General features: G+C 57.4%; 11 protein-coding genes and 1 riboswitch. Of the genes, 6 read left to right on the top strand and 5 right to left on the bottom strand.

Translation table 11 applies throughout. The annotated features are described in order from the left end of the window. Nucleotides 1–51: 51 nt before the first annotated feature. The 4 genes from GLP52_RS06785 to GLP52_RS06770 form a co-directional block, all read right to left on the bottom strand. Nucleotides 52–1569, bottom strand: a complete 1518-nt coding sequence (locus GLP52_RS06785) for a catalase (RefSeq protein ID WP_237271908.1) — start codon at nucleotides 1567–1569, stop codon at nucleotides 52–54. A gap of 105 nt (nucleotides 1570–1674) precedes the next feature. Then, a complete protein-coding gene (locus GLP52_RS06780) occupies nucleotides 1675–2442 on the bottom strand; it encodes an ABC transporter ATP-binding protein (RefSeq protein ID WP_237271907.1) in 768 nt (255 codons plus the stop codon). Next, nucleotides 2439–3467, bottom strand: a complete 1029-nt coding sequence (locus GLP52_RS06775; protein WP_237272662.1) for a FecCD family ABC transporter permease — start codon at nucleotides 3465–3467, stop codon at nucleotides 2439–2441. Before GLP52_RS06775 ends, GLP52_RS06780 begins: the two co-directional genes overlap by 4 nt. 20 nt (nucleotides 3468–3487) lie before the next feature. Continuing rightward, nucleotides 3488–4519: an ABC transporter substrate-binding protein gene (locus GLP52_RS06770; protein WP_093733209.1), complete on the bottom strand. Its 1032-nt coding sequence runs from the start codon at nucleotides 4517–4519 to the stop codon at nucleotides 3488–3490. Between the two features lie 144 nt (nucleotides 4520–4663). Next, nucleotides 4664–4862: riboswitch (cobalamin riboswitch) on the bottom strand. A 334-nt stretch (nucleotides 4863–5196) separates the two neighbouring features. On the opposite strand from GLP52_RS06770, the gene GLP52_RS06765 reads away from it, so the two are divergent. Then, entirely contained in the window at nucleotides 5197–6468 is a 1272-nt protein-coding gene (locus tag GLP52_RS06765) for a tyrosine-type recombinase/integrase (RefSeq protein WP_237273468.1), read from the top strand. A gap of 216 nt (nucleotides 6469–6684) precedes the next feature. On the opposite strand, the gene GLP52_RS06760 is transcribed toward GLP52_RS06765, so the two are convergent. Beyond that, nucleotides 6685–6876 carry a hypothetical protein gene (locus tag GLP52_RS06760; RefSeq protein WP_237273467.1) on the bottom strand — a complete coding sequence of 64 codons (192 nt, stop codon included), beginning with the start codon at nucleotides 6874–6876 and terminating at the stop codon, nucleotides 6685–6687. Between the two features lie 226 nt (nucleotides 6877–7102). Between GLP52_RS06760 and GLP52_RS06755 the strand changes: the two genes are divergently transcribed. From GLP52_RS06755 to GLP52_RS06735, 5 genes are all read left to right on the top strand, one after another. After that, the gene (locus GLP52_RS06755) at nucleotides 7103–7603 is read left to right on the top strand and encodes a hypothetical protein (RefSeq protein ID WP_237273466.1); all 501 of its coding nucleotides are present in this window, start codon (nucleotides 7103–7105) and stop codon (nucleotides 7601–7603) included. Continuing rightward, a complete protein-coding gene (locus GLP52_RS06750; protein ID WP_237273465.1) occupies nucleotides 7600–8106 on the top strand; it encodes a hypothetical protein in 507 nt (168 codons plus the stop codon). The genes GLP52_RS06755 and GLP52_RS06750 overlap by 4 nt, the downstream gene beginning before the upstream one ends. Before the next feature lie 340 nt (nucleotides 8107–8446). Continuing rightward, complete coding sequence (locus tag GLP52_RS06745; RefSeq protein WP_237273464.1) at nucleotides 8447–8743, top strand: hypothetical protein; 297 nt, start codon at nucleotides 8447–8449, stop codon at nucleotides 8741–8743. 197 nt (nucleotides 8744–8940) lie between these two features. After that, nucleotides 8941–9297, top strand: a complete 357-nt coding sequence (locus tag GLP52_RS06740; RefSeq protein WP_237273463.1) for a hypothetical protein — start codon at nucleotides 8941–8943, stop codon at nucleotides 9295–9297. Nucleotides 9298–9630: 333 nt separating this feature from the next. Next, nucleotides 9631–13317: a DUF927 domain-containing protein gene (locus tag GLP52_RS06735; RefSeq protein WP_237273462.1), complete on the top strand. Its 3687-nt coding sequence runs from the start codon at nucleotides 9631–9633 to the stop codon at nucleotides 13315–13317. Nucleotides 13318–13811 lie beyond the last annotated feature (494 nt).

The following is a 13811-nucleotide window of genomic DNA, read 5'->3' as shown; positions in this document are numbered from 1 at the left end:
AAGCGGGGCCCGATAAGGCCCCGCTGATCGCGTGCAATAGATAGGTCGGTGTTACTTGCCGCCAATGCTTAGCGCTGACGCCATACCGGGGGCTTTGGATTCGCCGCCCAGCTTTTCACGCACACTGGCCTCGATCTTGTCGCCAGTTTCCTTGTCGATATTGCGCCAGTATTCAAAGGCGCGGACCAGCACCTTTTCACTGACGCCGTCACACAAATGACCCACGACGTTCGACACCAAACGTTCACGGCCGTCAGCGTCCATGACCTCGCGGACAAGCTTGCCAGCCTGGCTCCAGTCGTCATCATCAGGGCGCAGGGTATAGGCCTGACGCACCATTTCACCGTCGGAATACCACAGGCCAGCCTCATGCTGATGTGGCTGCGCAGAGGGGCCACCGTAGGAGTTGGGCGCGTACACCGGATCAGAAACCTTTTCAGTCCGGCCCGCACCATCCTTTGAATAGCTATGCGTGGGTGACACGGGCTTGTTGACGGGAATCTGCTTGTAGTTCACCCCCAGCCGCGCTCGGTGCGCGTCAGCATAGGCAAAGCCGCGTGCCATCAGCATCTTGTCCGGCGACAGACCCACGCCCGGCACCATATTGTTCGGCTCGAACGCGGCCTGTTCGATCTCTGTATGGAAATCGGTAGGGTTGCGGTTCAGGGTCAGCTTGCCGACCTCGATCAGCGGGTAGTCCTCGTGCGGCCAGACCTTGGTCAGATCAAACGGGTTGATGCGATAGGTCTTGGCATCCTCATAGGGCATGATCTGCCACATGAGCGTCCAGCTGGGGTGGTTCCCGTCGCGGATGTTATTGAACAGATCGGCGCGGTGATAATCGCCGTTGGTCCCCGCCAGCTTGTCGGCTTCTTCCTGGCTAAGGTAGGCGTTACCGTCGCCCTGATCGGTGTGGAAGTGGAACTTGACCCAGAATTTATCGCCCTCGGCATTGACCAGCGAATAGGTGTGGCTGGAATAGCCGTTCATCTCGCGCCAGTTTTTCGGAATACCGCGGTCGCCCATGAGATAGGTCACCTGATGCGCGCTTTCTGGCGACAGGGTCCAGAAATCCCACTGCATGTCGTGGTCGCGCATGTTGTTATCCGCGCGGCGTTTCTGGCTGCGGATGAATTGCTGGAACTTGATAGGGTCGCGTACAAAGAAGATCGGGGTGTTGTTGCCGACCATGTCAAAGATGCCTTCGTCGGTGTACATCTTGACCGAAAAGCCGCGCGGGTCGCGCCATGTGTCAGGGCTGCCGCGTTCCCCCGCCACGGTAGAGAACCGCATCACCACATCGCATTTCGCACCGGGCTGGAAGATATTCGCCATCGTGTATTTCGACACGTCCTGCGTCGTCTCGAAGGTGCCGAACGCACCGGAGCCTTTGGCGTGGGGCTGGCGTTCTGGAATGCGTTCGCGGTTAAAATTCGCCATCTGTTCAAGAAGATAGGCATCATTCAGCACGATCGGGCCATCGGGGCCAACGGTCAGCGAATGTTCATCGCTTTGAACGCGAATACCGGCGTCAGTGGTGGTGGGAGGGGTCTGCTTTTTATCGGTCATCTGTAGCTACTCCTTCAGGATCCTTAGGTTAAACCTAAGGAGAGCGCGTAAGGTTCCCGACCGGATGTTTAAGATAGTTGTCAAATGGTGTGCAGGTTGCGCCGACTAATGCGCCGCGGTGTGAAAGCGGATCACTTGGGCGTTGTCCGCCGGATCCGTGAGGAAGTGACCGCAGACGCCAAAGACCTCGCGCAGCAGAGGTTCGTTCAGGATCTCGGACGGGGTGCCAATGGCACGCAAGGTGCCATTTTGCAGCACGCAGATACGGTCGCAAAGGGTGGCTTGGTTCAGGTCATGAAGCGCGATGATGGCGGTGGTTGGCAGGCGCTGGATCAGCTCGAGGATCGACAGTTGGTGCCGGATATCAAGGTGGTTCGTCGGCTCGTCCAGCAGCAGCACTTGCGGCCTTTGTGCCAAGGCACGCGCGATATGTACGCGCTGTTGTTCGCCTCCCGACAGCGTGTGCCAGTGCCGGTCGCCAAAGCCCGACAGGTCCACATCCGCCAAGGCCTGCGTCACGATGGCATCATCCTGATGGCTCCACCCGCGCAGGGCCGACAGCCACGGTGTGCGGCCCAGTTCAACGGCATGGCGCACGGTGATACGGTCAGCCGTGTCGGCGTGTTGTTCGACCAACGCCAGCCGCTGCGCAATGTCGCGCTGGCGCATCTTTGCAAGCGGTGCGCCGTCCAGTTCGACCCGCCCGCGCGACGGTTTCTGAATACCGGCAAGCATATGCAGCAGCGTGGATTTACCCGATCCGTTCGGCCCGATCAGCCCCAGCTTTTCGCCCGGTCGCAAGGACAAGGACACATCGTTGACAATGGCGCGGTTGCGCACCCGCCAGCCCAGTTCGTGACACGACAGGATCATGGCGACGTCCTTTTGCCAATCAGGATCAGCGCAAACACAGGCGCGCCGACCAAAGCGGTAACGACGCCAATGGGCAGCACTTGGCCCGGTACGATCACCCGCGAAATCACATCGGCAAAGACCAAAAATACCGCTCCAGCCAGTGCAGATGCAGGCACAAGGATCGCGTGACGATGCCCTACGACAATGCGCATGGCGTGGGGGATCACCAGTCCCACAAAGCCGATCGCCCCGACCACCGAGACCATCACCGCCGTGACCAGCGCCGCCGTGCCGATCAGCAGCAGCTGCACGCGGCGCACCGGAATGCCCAAGGACGCGGCGCTGTCGCTGCCGAAGGTAAAGGCATCCAGCGCGCGGGCGTGCCACAGGCAGGCCAGCAGACCGATCATCGCGGCAGGCAACGCGCTGAACACATCCGGCCAACGCACGCCCGACATGTTTCCCAAGAGCCAGAACATGATGGCGCGGGCCTGTTCCGCATTCGCGGATTTGGTGATCATCAGTGCGGTCAGGGCGTTGAACATCTGGCTGCCCGCAATGCCTGCCAGCACGATCACACCCGCTGCCCGCAGCCCGACGCCGCCCCCCGCCGCCTGCGCCAGCACGGCGACAAAGGCAAAGGCCACAAGCGCCCCGCTGAAGGCCCCGATGGACAGCGAGATCGCACCCCCCCCCAGCCCGAGGATGGTCACCGCGACGGCACCCGTCGACGCGCCCGCCGAGATGCCCAGCAGATAAGGGTCTGCCAACGCATTGCGCAGCAGCGCCTGCAACACGACGCCTGACAGTGCCAGACCGGCCCCGCAACACATCGCGACCACGGCCCGCGCCATGCGGTAGTTCCACACAATGCCTTCGTCGATCTTGTCGACCGCATAACCCGCGTTCAGCACCTTATTGGCCAGCACTTTCAGCACCACCTGCGGCGGGATAGAGACCTCGCCGATGGCAGCACCAAACAGCAGCGCGGCCAACAGCGCGGGCGGGATAATCACCCACCAGTGCCACTGCGGTCTGCGCATTACGGGGCGGTCGATTGCGGTCATTCGGCCAGATCGAAACCGGACAGCGCGTCGGCCATCGTCTCGAGCGCATAGATCGCGCGCACGGTCGGGTCCATCGCATGGGCGTCCATGGTGATGATCCGGCCCTCTTTCACGGCGGTCATCTCGCGGGCGACGGGGTCAGTCATCAGGAATTCGCGCTTTTTCTCGATATCATCGGCCGGAAAGCGGCGACGGTCCATCTTGGCAAGAACAATGAAAGTCGGATCGGATTTCGCCAGTGTTTCCCAGCCTACCAGCGGCCATTCCTCGGCCGAGGTCACAACGTTTTCGACGCCAAGCTTGTCCATCATATAGGCGGGCACACCCTGCTGGCCGGCGACATAGGGGTCCGCCGCCATTTCCGACGCTGAGAACCAGAACAACGCTGATGTCCCCTGAGGCAGGTTCAGCGATTTGGCCTTGGCCACGGCCTTTGCTTCGCGCGATTGCAGATCTTGCAGCAGGGCGGCACCGGCATCTTGCGCGTTGTAGATCCGGGCAAGTTCCTCGATGCTGGTATAGAGCTGCTGGGTGGTGAACAGTTCAGATCGCGTGCCATCCGCCCCGACCGTATTGTCCTTTGCGGCGCAGTCGGTGGGCATCACATAGGTCGGAACGCCAACCTCGTGAAAGCTGTCGCGGGTGCCAACCATACCTTCGGGACCGACGTGCCATTCATACATGACGGTGACCAGATCGGGACGTTTGGCCAGAACGCTTTCAAAGCTGGGGTCATTGTCGGCCAACCGGTCGATGGCGGCGTTGGTTTCGTTGAATTCTGGCAGGACAGAGCTGAACCAGACCGACGTCCCCTTGATCCGGTCCTGCTGGCCCAGAAGATACAGGATCTCGGTCGTGGATTGCCCGATGGTCACGGTGGCCTCGGGGGCGCTATCAAAGGTCAGACTGTGGCCGCAATTATCGATGGTCAGCGGATAGGTTGTTTCTGCCGCCAGCACGGTGCTCCCTGCTAGAGAGGCGATCAGGGTCAGTCCGGTAAATGTCGCTTTTGCGCGTGTGGTTGTCATGTCGAAGGCTCCGGTTGGTCCGACGCCGGGGTCTTTGAATAGAAAGAGAAGGGGCCAGCAAAACGGCGCGCGGGCGCTAGGTGGTCTGCGCGTGTCGTAAGGCTCGGTCCCATCATCATCCTCTCCCGAGCAACCCCGCCCGGTGTTTCAGGTTCAGTGTCGGCAGGTCTCCTGACTGACGGATCGCGGCTGTCCCCGCCTTCCCGGGCCAAAGGGCCCAGTGGCATGATGGAGGTAGCTCACCGTCTACAGTTGCGGGGGCAGTTTCGGTTCATCCAAGACCAAGCTCGAATGGCGAATTCCCTATTATTTCCCGAAGGAAACCGACCGCATTTCGATGACAGTTGTTCCGGCACCCGTCAAGCCGCGTTTTGCACGCTGCCCTCGGCGTCAGACATGATTGGTGCGGCCCAGTCTTGCAGCGCCATGCCACTGCAGGCCCGAACCGACCGTCGGGTGGGCCAGTAACTGCGGCAACTATAGATTGGGGGAAAGTACAAGTGGCAGCCCGTAGGGGAATCACACAGGACTAAATGTAGAACATGCTTCAATATCAATTAAATAAAATCAATTACTTAACGAATTTTAGATTCTATTTGCACAACATGTAGTTGGGGGTTAGTTTGGGGGTCAGTTCTTAGGGGTGCGAAGCCCGACCAATAGAAAGTGACTTCCAGATGTCAAAACTGAAAGCGGCAGAGCTACAGGGTCTACCTGTTAAGAAGCACCATGACGGCGCAGGGTTATACTTCGATAAGAAAAAGCGGGGCGCGTCATGGATATACAAGTACACGCTGAACGGCGCAGCGCGGGAAATGGGTTTGGGTAAGTATCCTGAAGTATCACTGGCAAAGGCCAGAGAGCTGGCGTCGAAGGCTCGGGGCATTAAGGCAGAGGGACGCGATCCTATAGCAGAACGTACCGCCGTTAGGCGGCAAGGGGTTACCTTTGAAGAAGCTGCCCGGGAGTATTGGCAAGTACATTGCCAGCATTACGCAAGGCCCCTGAATTGGCTGCGGGGCATGGAATTGAATGTCTTTCCGCACATCGGTCGCAAGGGCGTCGCAGACCTCACCGCCGATGATCTTATCAAGTTCCTCAAACCTATGTGGGGGCAGGAGAAGACACGCAAGCTGCGCCAATGGATTAACGCTGTAGTTGGCTACGTGTCGGTAGATGATCCAAGAGTCGACCGCGATCTAATGGACCGTGTCGCAAATCGCCTAGGGCCTCAGAACATCGAACATGAAAACCATCCTGCAATCCCGTGGCAAGACGCGCCTGCGCTATGGTGTGCGTTACAGGACACGTCCGTAGGCCTCTCCATGAAGCTGCTCATGCTGACAGGCGTTCGCGTCAACTGCATCGTCATCGCGGAGTGGTCTGAATTTGACTTCAAAGAAAAGGTTTGGACCATCCCAGCGGGCAGGGTGAAGCACTGGGAGTACGTCTTCCGCGTCCCCCTGACGGGGGCCATGATCGACATTCTACGAACTGCACGGCGCAAATGGGGCGGAACGGGGTATGTCTTCCCGTCAGAGGCATCGAAGAGCGGGCATCTTAGTAACAATGCGCACCGCCTTTGGCTCCGCAAGTATGAATGGAAAGATGCAGAGGGCCGTCTCGCCACAGCGCATGGTCTGCGGACCACGTTCCGCAATTGGTCGGATGACGTTCTGCGTATCGACTTCATGCTAGGTGAGCATATCATCCAGCACATGAAGGGCCGGGGGGATCGCGATCAGCGTGCCTATCTACGTTCCGATAAGCTGGAGAGGCGTCGCGAGGTTCTGGAAGAATGGGATACCTATTTACGCAGCCTCGCGGAGGAGCGTTACCGCAGTGATAAGGAGCGGCGCTCCTTGGATGACGTGATTGAGCTTAGTAGTGGGCGAACGAAGCGCGAGGTTCTGGAATGGGTGCATAAGGAAATGACACATGAGGAGTGAGCCGCGTTAGCGGCAAGGCTTGTCAGGCTTACAGAGAGGCCCCTGACGGGGCCTCTGCTCATTCTATATACCATCCCGCCAAAGCATCGCGGATAGGGCCTACGCTGGCTCTCCTAGTACTTCCAGAGCTTCAAGCGCATCGCGCAAGTGGGCCGCTACTTCGAACTTCATTTCCTTACTGAAATTGAGCTGAGCCGCGTTAGCGGCGTGGTGGTATCACCTGTCTAGGTGAACCGCGTTGCCTGCTGTCATGGTGGCTTCCTGCATCGCGGATAGCTGCTCCTGTGCCTGTGCCAGCATCACGCTAAGCTGTTGCAGTAATGTCTCAGAGATGGGCGCGAGGGCGGCATCTGCCATCCTCGATGTCGCGGTAATTAGGTCGCCGTGCATCTGCTCGGAAATTGTCATGATTCGGTTTCTCCATTTGGTGTGATTAACACCTAGGAGGCTATAACCCCACTATGTATCTGTAAACGATAGAGATTCTTGCCATGAAATGTCATTTTTCCTGGCATCTCGCCGCAATTACTTACCATTTTCTGACCCGTTTTGTTGATTCGATTGACTCTGGCTGCAATACTTAGTAGGTTAAGTCAACAAGAGAATTTAACATTAACAAAATGAGCAGGAAATAATGAATATAACAGTTTTTGACTACGCAGATGCCGTCGGCGTCCATCTTGGTACAGCACGACGGCGGTTGGAGTGCGTACCCCGCGACGTGCGATCAAGGCCGCACCGATTTGGTCTGGCGGATGCCCTCCTAACCCTGAAGCAAAAGGAAGTGGATGACGGGGCCATGCGGCGGCTGGTCGCTACAGTCTCAGTCAACGGCGACCGCCTGTACGTCGCTGATGATGTGACTACTGCAAAGGCGCTGTTTGCCTTGCTTCCGCAGGATTGCCGTGCACGTTTTGATGTAGCGCGTAGCCTCTTCTTTGCGTCGGTGGCGAACAGTGCGATGGCCGTGCCTTCCGTCATGGAATCTGTTGGGACCCTTTCGGACCTTCTGCTCCTGCAACGTGACGTTTTGCGATGTGTCGTCGGAGTCGATGCGACCTGCGATGTCGCAGGTATTGCCCCAGCGTTTGCGCTCGTCAATTGCAACAATTCTTACCTTGAGGGGGCTGCATGATGTCCCAGAATTTCGAAACATTCACCAATATCGTTAATTCCAGCCCTGTTTTGACAGATCGATTTTCTGCACTAGTACAGGACACGATCAGCGCTGCCAGAGAGCGGCACGGTGTAGACCTCACCATCGAAGACTGTACCTCCATCGCGGAGCTACGCAACGCGACACTCGGGGCCGAGCTGGATCGCGACGAGCTGGACCGTCAGTTGCAGGAGCTACCGAAGCTCTCAGACAGCAAGCTCAAGGTTGATGTGGCGGCTGGCGATCAGGAAGCCATGGCGGTGGCATTGCAGAAGGTTAACGCTGGCAAGGAAGCAGTGCACCATGAGCGCAGCAGTGAAGACCGCGCTCGGCGAATTTCGCTGGCTCGCGAACTGGGCATCGCAACGCCACCGCCCGTGCAAGATGATCTTCGATCCCGCGCTGAAAAGATTGAGCTTTTGCAAGAGGTTAAGAATCCGGCGAATCGTGTTGCGCTGGCAAGAAAGTGGGGGCTGCTGTGAGCCGCGAAAGCTTTCTAGATTCAATCACAAGTGACCATCACAGCGATGCTTCAGCACGGCCTCGGCGGCGATCTAGGAAAGAAGCTCAAAGGCGTAAGCAAGCTCGCGAGCGGTTAGAGCGTGCCCTGGCGCTCAGGAAGGCGTGGACTCCTGAAATGATCTCTGCCGAAGAGGCTCGCCTGCGCGAGGAGGTCGCCAAAAAAATCTCTGAGCGCCGAGCGCAGGATCAAGATCAAGCATCGTGAAAGAATACTGGCCTGCCCACGCGGCCAGCCCATCCGGCGGCGACGTTTCTCCCGTCGCCGGATCACCTCCAACAACTAAGAGAAAGAACTGATAAATGTACGAACAGACAGCAGGTTTGAGCACGCAGCTCGCCAGATTTTTAACAAATTCGATGGAGGCGTTTGAAGCACGCGGCCAAGGATTTTACGTCAACTTTAACCGCTTAAAGCGCGAACTGGATGACGATGCAGTTCTGACCATGTCGGTGCTGCTTCAAGCTGGTTTTGCCCAGTCTACAAACACCGATGGAGAGTGGACCACGGCACGTGGCGCAGGAGGAAAGTCTGACCTTTTCACTGCATTCCCGGACGGCGGGCTGGTTGATATCTTAGACGTCTTGGAGCCTGTGTGATGGCAGCAGAATTACCCAACAAGCAGCACGAGAGATTTGCGCGGTTGCTCGCCGGGGGGGGCAAGCAACGAGAGGCTTATGCTCGCGCCGGATATGCCACCACTAACAACAGGGCGGCGGCATCGCGCCTCGCGAAAAACGTCGCAGCTCGAGTCGAGGAGCTGCGACGAGAAGAGTCCATCAGGGTATATGCCAGCATGGGCGCGAGAAGCTCGGGCGGGAGCCTCGCTGACCTAGGCATTACCATTTCTTGGTGCGCAGAACAGTATCGTAAAATTTTAGCGAAGGCCCGCGCCTCTGGCGACTGGAAGTCAGCCACAGACGCGACGCGGTCCTTGGAAAAGTTGATCCGAGATGCAGAAACGCGGGGCAGTGACGCACCTAAGACCAGCGGTCCCAAGGTCGATATCGAGCATATGATGTCGATCCTGTCCAAGCTGGCTGCGCCTTCAGTCAAGATCGTCGATGAACAGAACCAACCTGCGAATTACTCGGCTGAGGTAGGCACGATGGCGCGCAACCGAGCCTTGGGCAAAGCTGCAGAGCACGACTGAACGAAAAACGCCGCCCCGTAAGGAGCGGCGCATGGGGTGGGAGAAAGAAACCACCCCTGAAAAGATGATAGGGACACAACCCCCTACTACTATAAACATAACCCGGGGCACCCCCATTTGTCAAGCATTTTCTATGCTTTAGCGGTTTTTCGTGACCCGGACGCTACAAAAAAAACAGAAAACACGAGAATCATAAAATGATTCGTTGATCGAATCGTGATTCACAAATACAAGTTAATTACAAGATGTAATGCGAAAAGACATTTCAGCTTGAAGCTAAAATAACACAGCAGCCCAGATTGGGCGAAAAAGAGAGAAAGAAAACCACAGCTTATGACTAGTACTACTACTACCCAGCGCAGCGATGCGCCAACTATCAGCGATCTTGAAGCTGCGCCGGAAGAAACGATTGCCAACCCCTTCGCGGAGGTAAGTCTGAACCTGTTCGGCCTGAAGGGGGCACCTAAGTGCGCGGAAGAATATGCTGCCATCTTGCAAGATTATGCTGAGACAAATGTAATCAATATCGCCGACTACCAAGACGGCAGCCGGGAAGTTCTTGCTGATGAAGATGAATCTTCTGCTCCCGAACTACTGAACGACGCGGAAATTCTGGGGACTGAGCCGGAAGGCTTTGCGGATTTTCTTGGGCGTGAGGCTACTCTTCTCGTAGGCGAGATGTGGGGTGCGCGTGATCGTCGTAACACCCAAGATTCAGAATGGGTATCTCCCACCATGTCTTGGAGCAATTGGGTCATAGGGGGAGCTGGAAACGGCAACGCTCCTGCATGGGGCTTCTCCCGACACCCTGCTGGGAAGAACAAGGCTGGGCCATGTATCGTGCTCGGATCGTCTGTAGGTGGTGCACGCAAGGCCAAGGCCATGGACACCATGTACGCTATGGGTCTGGATATCGACTCCGGCGCAAAGCTCGATGACGTTCTCGTGGATATTGAGGAGAAGGGCCTTCTGTGTCTTGTCTATACTTCGTACAACAACGGTACCAGTGGTCTTGAGCTAAAGCGTGATGAAGTTCTTCGAAAGCTGAAGATCACCCGCGACCCGACCGAGGCCGAGATCAGACAATATCTGCGCGAGTTTGACAAGAATCGATATGAAGATTCGTTCATTTCAGAGTGCAAGATCAGTACGCAGAAAAGTCAAACAACTGAAGGGGTGAAGATTATTCTTTCTACCCCGCCGCTTGAAAAGTTTCGTCTAATCTTTCCTCTGGAGACACCTGTAAAGCTTATCGACCTCGCTGACACGCAGCAGGCCTCCTTGGACCTGTGGGAAGACAAGATCACCGGTCTAGCCCAGAATGTGCTTGGTATCCATTTCGATACCTCCTGTACCGATCCAAGCCGCCTATTCTACACGGCACGACACCCCAAGGGATCCACGGATTGGTATGCCGCTGTGGTGATGGGTACTCCCCTAAAGTTCGATGACGTCGAGCCGATGCGCAAGAGCACCTACACGTCCAATCGGGAGGTGAACGCCTTCACGATGGCGGCAGACATGTCTGGCGACGAACGTCCGCCGATGGCGCTGACACCGTCCGGGAAGAGCCTGAACGACTGGCACCGTACCGCGAAGGACCGCTTCATGCTCGCGGACCTGATGGAGACCCTGTGCCCAGATCGTGTGCGCAACGCAGGTGGTGAAGCACAGGGACACGTCCACACCGAATGCCCCTTCGAACATGAGCATAGCTCTGAAGGTGGTACAGCGACGATGGCGGTTAACGCAGTGGACTCTCAGTCGGAGTATTGGACTTGGTTCTGTCACCACGATTCATGCCAAGGCCGCCATAAGCTGCAGCACCTTGAAGAGGCTCTTCGGCAGGGATGGTTCGAGGAAGATGCGCTTTTCGATATGGACCTTGGCTTCATGCTCGCGGCAGCGGATGGAGAAATTGATCCATTTGAAACGGAAGAAGCGAAGGAAGACCGCCGCGCCGAAGTTCTGGGGGGCCTGATTGCCGAAGCCAAGGTGCTGGACAACCAGTCCTCCGACCGGGCTGTCTCGGAGCTGCTGACGCAGGCCTACACCAATTTCGACGTGATCGGCGAAACAGGCAAGGCCGCGCTTCTAGAGGCAATTGCAAGCGAAACCAGTTTGGGCGTACGTGAACTCAAGCCGATCTGGAAGAAGATCGCGGAAGAGGCTGCGGCGACTATCGCAGCCGAGGAAGCTCGTCGTCGTGCTGAGATGGAGACGCCGAACTATGTTTCGGTGTCTGAGGCCACGCCTGAATCCGTCAGCAATGCCGCCGCCGCGTCCAAGTGGTTGCCCAGCGGATTCGTACATCGTGGCGGCTGGTTTGCGCAGGTGCGGGACGACAAGGCGATGCGTGTCTCTCGCGAGTTTGAAGTGCTATATTGCGCCGATGGCGAAAAGGGCAGCACCCGGACCAACGAAGTGACGATCCGGTACCAGCACCGAACAAATTCGCTGGGGATTGTGGAATCCACTTTCCGAATTGGCGACACGTACAAGGACAGTGGCACCATCTTAGGGCGGCTGAGAAACGAAGGACTCGACTTCGCGCCGAGTGCCCCGACCGAGGCAGTCCTGACCCTGCTCCGTGCCGTTAATTCCGAACGGGAAGCCGTTTACGTGGAGCAGTCTGGGTGGCTGTCCGACAAGGTGTATGTAAGCCCTACGGGGGAAGTGGTGAAGCATCCGGCAGACGAGCGTCTGTACGTGTTGGATCACACGATGCGGGTCAGCGATGCCAAGGCCGGGAATTTAGTGATGGCAGTAGAGGCCGCGTCAGCGGCGCTGCGCGGGCGCAACGCAAAGCGTTTTCTGCCGGGTTTCTTGGGTGGTCCCGTCGGGTGCCTCGCCGACTTCCTAGACGAAGAACTGGCCGTGATTGTTGCCAACGAAGGCAAGGCTAAGCATGGTAAGACGACGTCGCTTAAGGCAGGTATTTCATGGTTTGCCGTCGCGTCGGCGGAAGGCCTTCTGATCACCGGAAATACTACTCCGACTGCGCAGGAAGGCAAGGCGGTTGTGGCATCCGGGGCTATGTTCGCTGCCGATGAACAGGGCACGTCGAAGGCAACCGCAAACGACGAACAGGCCAACGCCTTGCAGTTTGCCGGTCGTATAGGGGGGGCACGGGGCAAGACAGACGGCACGTTGCGTGACGTGAACACGTGGCACGGTTGCATGGGCATGTCGACGGAACGCGGGCTGCTGGATCGGCTGGAGGCAGAGCAGGCGCAGGATAGCAGTATCGACATTCGTTCGGGTGCACTGTCGCGCATCTTCACCGTGAGCTACGACTCTGCGGTCAAGTTGGATCGGGAAGAAGATGCCGCCGAACTGGCCGCGTATGACGTGCTGGCGCATGGCGGGGCATATGGATGGCTGGGTCCGATGTTTGCCGCTAAGCTGATTGAGCTGGGCGTGGATGAGGTGCGGGGGCGCGTTAGCGCCTTGGTGTCGGAATGGGGAAAGGGCAGGTCAGGTGCGGCGGAGCGGGTTGTAAGGACCGCTGCACTGTTCGGTGTCGCGGCGCAGATCGGGCAGGAAGCCGATCTTTTGCCCCAAGATGTCAACTTGAAGGCGATGCTGTCGGAACTTCTGACCGAGACGCTGGACCAGCGGGCGCACCATCTCGACACCGAACGGCAGGTCAAGGACGCCCTGCGGCGCACGATTATTCGAATGGTGAACCGCCGACAGATTGTCGAAGTCGGGCACGCAGACGAAGCTAGAGGAGAAATAGTCGGATACTGGACGTCGAAGAGCAAGTTCGATGACCTCGCCGCCCGAACCTACATCCTGCCTGTTGATCGTCTGGGGATGCTAGTAAAGACCGAGACCGGTGCGCTGGTGGACCAGATGCGTGAAGAGAGCGCAGTCGTTCTGCCGAGTGCAGGCACCAAGTTCTTCAAGCGAGGGCTTTGGGAAAACACCCCCGGCGAAGGTAAGAAGGTGCTCAGCCTTCGGATCACGGGCGAATGGGTGCACGGCGACCTCGACACCGACGAAGTTGCCGCCTGAAATGCACATCGTCCCCCCACGGGGGGACGATGGGGGGACGGGTTGGGGGACGAAGAATTAGGCTATAAACCCTTATTTTATTGACGGAAACAGTCCCGTACCCCCTTGTACCCCTTGTACCCCTAAAAAATAGATACCTTCTTGAAACCTGTATCTTTTCTATGGGTCACACCCGCCCTAAGAAAACTTTGCCCCGCTGCCCCCGAGTGTATTTTTCAGGGGAATTGGGGGGATTGGGGGGATGCGACTGATAAGTTTCTGGATTTAAAGGATAATTCATTGTGACATCCGTCCCCCCGCCGTCCCCCCAAGGGGGGGATGCCCAAACCAGCCTCCAGTCGCATCGCGACCCTGATCGCGCAACCCGCCAAAATCGCTGCCAAAATATTCAATATGTTGAATTTGTCCATAAAACACAGGGGCTTCGGCCCCTGTAACCGGCAGGTGGCAAAGTTGCTCGTATAATCACATTAGGGTAATAAAATTACTTTATG

Origin of the sequence: Sulfitobacter sp. M22 (genome assembly GCF_021736025.1) — a bacterium.
GTDB lineage: Bacteria > Pseudomonadota > Alphaproteobacteria > Rhodobacterales > Rhodobacteraceae > Sulfitobacter > Sulfitobacter litoralis.
This window is presented reverse-complemented; position numbering and strand designations above follow the sequence as displayed.

Coding starts and splice junctions, on each gene's coding strand:
- GLP52_RS06765 (WP_237273468.1), top strand. CDS start 5,197: ATGTCAAAACTGAAAGCGGCAGAGCTACAGGGTCTACCTGTTAAGAAG.
- GLP52_RS06770 (WP_093733209.1), bottom strand. CDS start 4,519: ATGACAACCACACGCGCAAAAGCGACATTTACCGGACTGACCCTGATC.
- GLP52_RS06735 (WP_237273462.1), top strand. CDS start 9,631: ATGACTAGTACTACTACTACCCAGCGCAGCGATGCGCCAACTATCAGC.
- GLP52_RS06745 (WP_237273464.1), top strand. CDS start 8,447: ATGTACGAACAGACAGCAGGTTTGAGCACGCAGCTCGCCAGATTTTTA.
- GLP52_RS06775 (WP_237272662.1), bottom strand. CDS start 3,467: ATGCGCAGACCGCAGTGGCACTGGTGGGTGATTATCCCGCCCGCGCTG.
- GLP52_RS06740 (WP_237273463.1), top strand. CDS start 8,941: ATGGGCGCGAGAAGCTCGGGCGGGAGCCTCGCTGACCTAGGCATTACC.
- GLP52_RS06755 (WP_237273466.1), top strand. CDS start 7,103: ATGAATATAACAGTTTTTGACTACGCAGATGCCGTCGGCGTCCATCTT.
- GLP52_RS06780 (WP_237271907.1), bottom strand. CDS start 2,442: ATGATCCTGTCGTGTCACGAACTGGGCTGGCGGGTGCGCAACCGCGCC.
- GLP52_RS06785 (WP_237271908.1), bottom strand. CDS start 1,569: ATGACCGATAAAAAGCAGACCCCTCCCACCACCACTGACGCCGGTATT.
- GLP52_RS06760 (WP_237273467.1), bottom strand. CDS start 6,876: ATGACAATTTCCGAGCAGATGCACGGCGACCTAATTACCGCGACATCG.
- GLP52_RS06750 (WP_237273465.1), top strand. CDS start 7,600: ATGATGTCCCAGAATTTCGAAACATTCACCAATATCGTTAATTCCAGC.